6 protein-coding genes are annotated in these 5,495 nt (G+C 43.8%); 5 read left to right on the top strand and 1 reads right to left on the bottom strand.

Annotation, left to right across the window (positions count from 1 at the left end; genetic code table 11):
• Together QUA40_RS27495 and QUA40_RS27490 are read left to right on the top strand one after the other, a co-directional pair.
• The coding region (locus QUA40_RS27495; RefSeq protein WP_333131706.1) for an IS630 family transposase at nt 1–628 on the top strand (628 nt) is incomplete at its 5' end.
• A 174-nt stretch (nt 629–802) separates the two neighbouring features.
• Entirely contained in the window at nt 803–1,864 is a 1,062-nt protein-coding gene (locus tag QUA40_RS27490) for a mannose-1-phosphate guanylyltransferase (protein WP_333131704.1), read from the top strand.
• A gap of 95 nt (nt 1,865–1,959) precedes the next feature.
• Here the strand turns inward: QUA40_RS27490 and QUA40_RS27485 are convergent, their stop codons facing one another.
• Entirely contained in the window at nt 1,960–2,442 is a 483-nt protein-coding gene (locus QUA40_RS27485) for a hypothetical protein (protein WP_333131702.1), read from the bottom strand.
• Between the two features lie 838 nt (nt 2,443–3,280).
• On the opposite strand from QUA40_RS27485, the gene QUA40_RS27480 reads away from it, so the two are divergent.
• The 3 genes from QUA40_RS27480 (at nt 3,281) to QUA40_RS27470 (ending at nt 5,474) form a co-directional block, all read left to right on the top strand.
• On the top strand, nt 3,281–3,985 hold the full coding sequence (locus QUA40_RS27480; RefSeq protein ID WP_333131700.1) for a DUF1003 domain-containing protein: 705 nt from the start codon (nt 3,281–3,283) through the stop codon (nt 3,983–3,985).
• Nucleotides 3,986–4,125: 140 nt separating this feature from the next.
• Nucleotides 4,126–4,860 (top strand): cadmium resistance transporter, encoded by a 735-nt coding sequence (locus QUA40_RS27475; protein WP_333131698.1) that lies wholly within the window; start codon nt 4,126–4,128, stop codon nt 4,858–4,860.
• Nucleotides 4,861–4,970: 110 nt separating this feature from the next.
• Nucleotides 4,971–5,474: a hypothetical protein gene (locus QUA40_RS27470; protein ID WP_333131696.1), complete on the top strand. Its 504-nt coding sequence runs from the start codon at nt 4,971–4,973 to the stop codon at nt 5,472–5,474.
• The last annotated feature ends 21 nt before the right edge of the window (nt 5,475–5,495 follow it).

Raw genomic sequence — 5,495 nt, 5'->3', positions numbered from 1 at the left:
AAGTCATAAAGGAAAACAAGACCCCAAACAACGAGAAATAAAGCAATCAGACCTAGATATGCTGGAATTAGCAGCGGCAGCCGGAGAAATCGACTTAAAATATTTAGATGAATCAGGATTTTGTGCGTGGAGTAAACCAAGTTATACATATTACAAAAAAGGTCAACAAAAACGGATACAGCAAACTAAAAATCGAGGTCGTAGATTAAGTATTGTGGGGCTTTTTGAACCTTTAAGTAGCTTTGTATATGGTTTGGTAATTGGAGGTGTTGATCGAAAAGCTTATATTCAGATGATGGAGAAAGAAGCAGAAGAAGTGGCCCAAATAAAACGGATTAGAATTATTGTACAAGACAACGGTCCAATACACCGATGTCAGGAGGTTAAACAGTTGTGGTCAAAGTGGGAAGCTCAGGGTTTATATATTTTTTTCTTGCCTAAATATTGTTCCGAAATGAACCCAATTGAATTGGAGTGGCAACACATTAAAGAAGATGAATTAGCCGGACAAATGTTTGAGGATGAATTAGAACTCGCCTACGCCGTAATTCATGGAGTAGAAGTTAGAGGAAAAAGAGGAGATTACCCTACACAACGTATTAAATTCAAGTCCAGTCACCCGACTTAATATTTTGTTACATACTTATGGATTTTCCCGCCGACCTACTTAATTGGATTGACAAAGTGACAGGCGGAAGATAGAAGGTAGAATTAAAAATTAAGCTACGGGTAAGGACACGGCATTGCCGTGTCCCTACGGGTATCAAGGCAAAATGAACGTGAACAGTTTAAACATTAAACAATGAGTAGAACCTTAATTCCTGTGATTCTGGCCGGCGGTAAAGGCGAACGTTTCTGGCCGCTGAGTCGCAAGCAGCGCCCCAAACAGTTTTTGAGTCTCGACGGTAGCGGCAAGAGTTTGCTGCAAGCTACAGCAGAAAGACTATTAACATTAGGTAACGGCTGGGACGATTTGTGGGTGGTAACGTCGGAAATGTTGGCGGCGGGAGTCCGGGAACAGTTGCCCCTTTTACCTCCTGAGAATTTGCTGGCGGAACCGGAGGGTCGGGATACTGCGCCGGCGGTGGCCTGGACTGCTATAGAAACTGCCAAGCGTTACGGTGAGGATGCGGTAGTGGGCTTTTTCCCGGCGGATCACTGGATTGGGGAACCGGAGGAGTTTATCAAGACTTTGGAGGCGGCGGCCGAGTTGGCGAAAAATCAGGATGCGATCGCCACTTTGGGAGTAAAACCGAGTTATGCTTCCACCGGCTACGGCTACATCGAACAAGGTGAGGAAATTGGCAGTTTTGGGGGTTTCCCGGCGTATCGGGTGGCGAGATTTACGGAAAAGCCCGATCGTACAACTGCGGAAGAATTTGTAGCCAGCGGCAAGTTTAGCTGGAACGGCGGAATTTTTGTATTTCGAGTTGGAACAGTCTTGACAGAATTGCGAAATCATGTACCGGAAATGATGGCAGCTTTGGAGGCGAAAGGTGCCGCTGCTTACTCCGAATTGCCGAAAATTAGCATCGATTACGCTTTGATGGAGAAGACGCAAAAGGCTTGTGTTCTGCCCGTAGGCTTTAGCTGGGACGATTTGGGAGATTGGAATGCGATCGGGCGTTTGCTGCAAGGAGACCAACCAAATGTCGAGTTAGCAAAACACGTCGGAATTGATACCAAGGATAGCATTCTTTATGCAGCGGATGAGAAAGAAGTAATTGTCACCATTGGTTTAGAGGATGTGGTAGTTGTCAGAGATGGCAACGTAACTTTGATTGTGAAAAAGGACAGGACGCAGGAGATTAAACAGGTAATCAAGGTGTTAGCAGAAGATGACAAGTTGAAAGATTTGTTGTGATGTAAGTACGGCACAGATTTGGCTGCGGATACACAAATAATTAATCACTCTTTATCCCGACTTTCGTTTCTGAATCTGTGTCGTACCTGACTATTCTACTTGTGTTGTTCGCACTTCCACTGAAGCCATTTTTGTAGCAGAGTCATAATTAAAGCATCTGCTTCTGATAGTGACATAGGTTCTTTGGGTGGATCGTTCTGATCGACACCATGCCGTGCATCATCACCAATTGCGCTTTGACTATTAGCAGTATGCGTGAAGTGGCTAATCTTCTTTTTAGTTATCCACTGTTCAATCCTATCAATCTTATTTTTTCTACCAGCATCTTTCTTGACAATTTCATAAACTTTGTAAAGATTAATCCAGTTATGTTCAAAGTCCGTAATTTGTCTGAAAACATTTTTAACTATCTCGTCTTCTTCTGCCAGCTTCATCCAGGATTCAAACTCTGAAATAGGGATTATATCTTGACCGCCTTCTAGTTGTATAGAAACAGAACAACTTGAACCCACGTTAATTGTGGCTGAAAGCGCGCGCTGCCCATGACGCTTACCTTCTTCGTCAACTTCGTAGATCATATCAGGCTTAAGAAGTGGAAAATCTGTAAATTTAATCCTTGCAACAGCACTTATGTCTCGAAGAGGTTTAGTAGCTTCCCAATATACAGCAGAGTGATTCCCAGCGCGAAGAAGTTAGGTAATATTTACTATTGTCTGTGATTAAGCTAAATTCATCTGATGAACCCAGCAAGTTCGACAAATTGTTAACATCCGATTTTCTAATTGCTAGCACCTTTTTAGATCCTACGAAATGTTCCCTTTTCATTGAAAAAACCTCCTAATCGTAATCTTTAAGGAAATACAACTTTATAAATGACTCTATTGTCCCAGACTAACTCTAAGGAGTTGGATGGAATGATGTACATCATATTGCATCACTCAGCATCTTCTGGCTTTTTTGCGATCTAAAGAGGAGAGACAATCGCCTATGGTGCATTGCCTCTCCTCTATTTTGCCTGGGACTTTATTTTTCCCCAAGTCCCCAACTGCGTAAACGTGCTTTACCTCCACCTCTCCTGGCACCCTGACGGCGTTGCTGGAACAAGCGCCCGGTCATACACGGCGCTCAAGGCACCACAAAAGGGCATCAAAGGCTTTCTGGTTTAATTCCGTCATCGCCCCTACAAATCGGTCAAGGTGAGCGTATACGTTGGATGTTGAGCCTTCCCCTCACCCTGTCTCGTTCTTCCTATTCTCTCCTATTTCCCAACAAGTCTATAACTTGAAGTGATTGATTTGATAAAAAAGAACATTTGCTCTTATGAGTAGAGCTTGACTAAAGTAAAGGCATCAAAGAAAAACGCCACCAAACATTAACCACTCAGCTTCAACTAGACATTCACCCGTGAGGTTTGCCATGAAATCCACTCTATCCAAAAGCGTTAATGCAAAAATGAAAACCGCCAGCCATCAAATGCCTTTACAGGTTACGCCTCAAAAACCAGAGGAAAAAGCCTTAACTCGCGGACAGCATTTAGCAGATACCCTAGCAGCGAAAGTGGGTTCGTGGCCCTTTTTGATTGGACAGACAGTAGTCCTCGCCGGGTGGGTGGGCGCGAACCTGACACCGGGCATTCCTCACTGGGATCAGCAGCCCTTCATCCTCCTCAACTTAGTATTCTCCTTTGCCTCTGCTTACACTGCACCCATTGTGTTAATGAGTCAAAACCGCCAGTCGGATGCCGAACGCGAACAAAATCTCTACAATCATCGAGTTAATCTCAAAGCCGCTCACGATGTGGTACTACTGCACGAAAAGCTCGATCGATTAAGCCAGGACATTCCTGACTTAATGGAAAAGCTCAATCAGCAACAACCATCTGTCAGTCCCATCAAAGTGATGGTGATGCCAGCCGCCGTTAAGCCAATTACCGAAGGTAATGAAGCAGCTAAGCCGTCTGTTTCCGATCAGAAGCAGAAGCCTGATGTTTCTATACTACTTCCCCAAGTATTTAACTCTAAAATTGACTCATCAAAATATGCAAATTTGATGCCAATTTTACTTCCAACTCAAAAGCCATCAACACATTCGGTATCCGCATTTAGCTATTTCAAGCTGTGACAATAGACGTTACTAATCAGTGAATGAGAGCGTCACTATAGCCAATCTGTTCAGTAACATTTTAACCAAAAACACCTCAACATCAATTAATCTGCGGCACTATTCCAGCCATACTAGAATCACAATTTAGGCAGTTAGATATGAACCCATCCATTACCGCTATTTCCACAGGTCTTACAGCTTTCACCGCCACAAATTTAGATGATATCGTCATCTTGCTGCTGTTTTTCTCCCAAGTCAATGCTGTTTTTCGACGGCAACACATTGTTACAGGACAATATCTTGGGTTCGCAGCACTGGTGCTGCTTAGTCTTCCTAGCTTCTTTGGCTGTATGATGGTGCCGCGCCCTTGGGTGGGGATGTTGGGGTTAGTACCAATTGCCATTGGAGTCAGCCGCCTGCTAAATCGAGATACAGAGGCAGATGATGAAAATACAGCTACAGATGCGCCTCAATCCACTATCTTTGCTAGTCTTTTATCCCCACAAACTTATAGCGTAGCTGCGGTGACATTTGCTAATGGAGGTGATAATGTGGGGATTTATGTCCCGTTGTTTGCCAACTGCACTTGGGATAGCCTGCTAGTGATTCTGAGCGTCTTTTTCTTGCTAGTGGGTGTCTGGTGTTATGTAGCCTATCAACTAACTCGCATGAGCGCGATCGCGACCCTACTTGTCCGCTACGGTAATTCCCTTGTTCCCTTCGTTCTAATGGGTCTGGGTACGCTGATCTTGCTCGATAGCCATACTCTAGAGAATCGCGATTTAACGGTAGTTACTTTAGCTATCAGTTGCTTGTGGCTGCTGATATTGCTTAAAGACAATTATCAATCGTTAGAGACTGCACCTAAAATCGAAAAATTTGAGGTGAACTAGGGTTCAAGTTTCCTCCACTTTGCTGAAGTTGGAAAATAATTTATAATTTCAGCAAAGTGGAGGGGTTTTCTAAGAACAAACTCTGATTTTTTACACAAAGGACAACAAAAATGAGCAAGTTTTTCAAAATAATTCTGGTGGCTTTAGTGCTTTTCGTAAACTTAGCTGTAGCTCAGCCTTCTTGGGCCGGCAAGGATTTCACAAAGGGGGCTGACTATGCGGAAGTGACACAGGAATTGAATCAACTTTTATCAGCTCAGAGCGATCCTTCCACTGCCGGTTATACGCCGGAACAGTACCAACAGCGGTTGGGCGAATTGCAAATGCAGAAGTATGTGATCGAAACTGCTAAAAAGCGGGCTCAGTGTCGTAATGAAACCGGGCAAACGCTGGCAGTTTATGCGAATAAGCCGAAAAAATCGCCGACGCAACTTTATTTCCTAGCAGCCGGTGAGATTACAGATGATGATTGGGATTGCGATGGTATTTACGTGCCAGCAGGGACTCAAGCTGCTTTAGGCCCGGCGGCTGAGCCACTTTCTTTGGCTGAACCGGTTGCTATAGCAATCCTAAATCATTATCAAGACTATGATACAATTATATGCAATACTTGATTGTGACAATAAAACCATGAA

This window comes from Microcoleus sp. Pol11C3, assembly GCF_036701485.1.
Classification (GTDB): Bacteria; Cyanobacteriota; Cyanobacteriia; order Cyanobacteriales; family Microcoleaceae; genus Microcoleus.
This window is presented reverse-complemented; position numbering and strand designations above follow the sequence as displayed.

Excerpts from the sequence above, each read along its gene's own strand:
- QUA40_RS27490 (WP_333131704.1), top strand. The coding sequence starts at position 803 with ATGAGTAGAACCTTAATTCCTGTGATTCTGGCCGGCGGTAAAGGCGAA.
- QUA40_RS27485 (WP_333131702.1), bottom strand. The coding sequence starts at position 2,442 with ATGATCTACGAAGTTGACGAAGAAGGTAAGCGTCATGGGCAGCGCGCG.
- QUA40_RS27480 (WP_333131700.1), top strand. The coding sequence starts at position 3,281 with ATGAAATCCACTCTATCCAAAAGCGTTAATGCAAAAATGAAAACCGCC.
- QUA40_RS27475 (WP_333131698.1), top strand. The coding sequence starts at position 4,126 with ATGAACCCATCCATTACCGCTATTTCCACAGGTCTTACAGCTTTCACC.
- QUA40_RS27470 (WP_333131696.1), top strand. The coding sequence starts at position 4,971 with ATGAGCAAGTTTTTCAAAATAATTCTGGTGGCTTTAGTGCTTTTCGTA.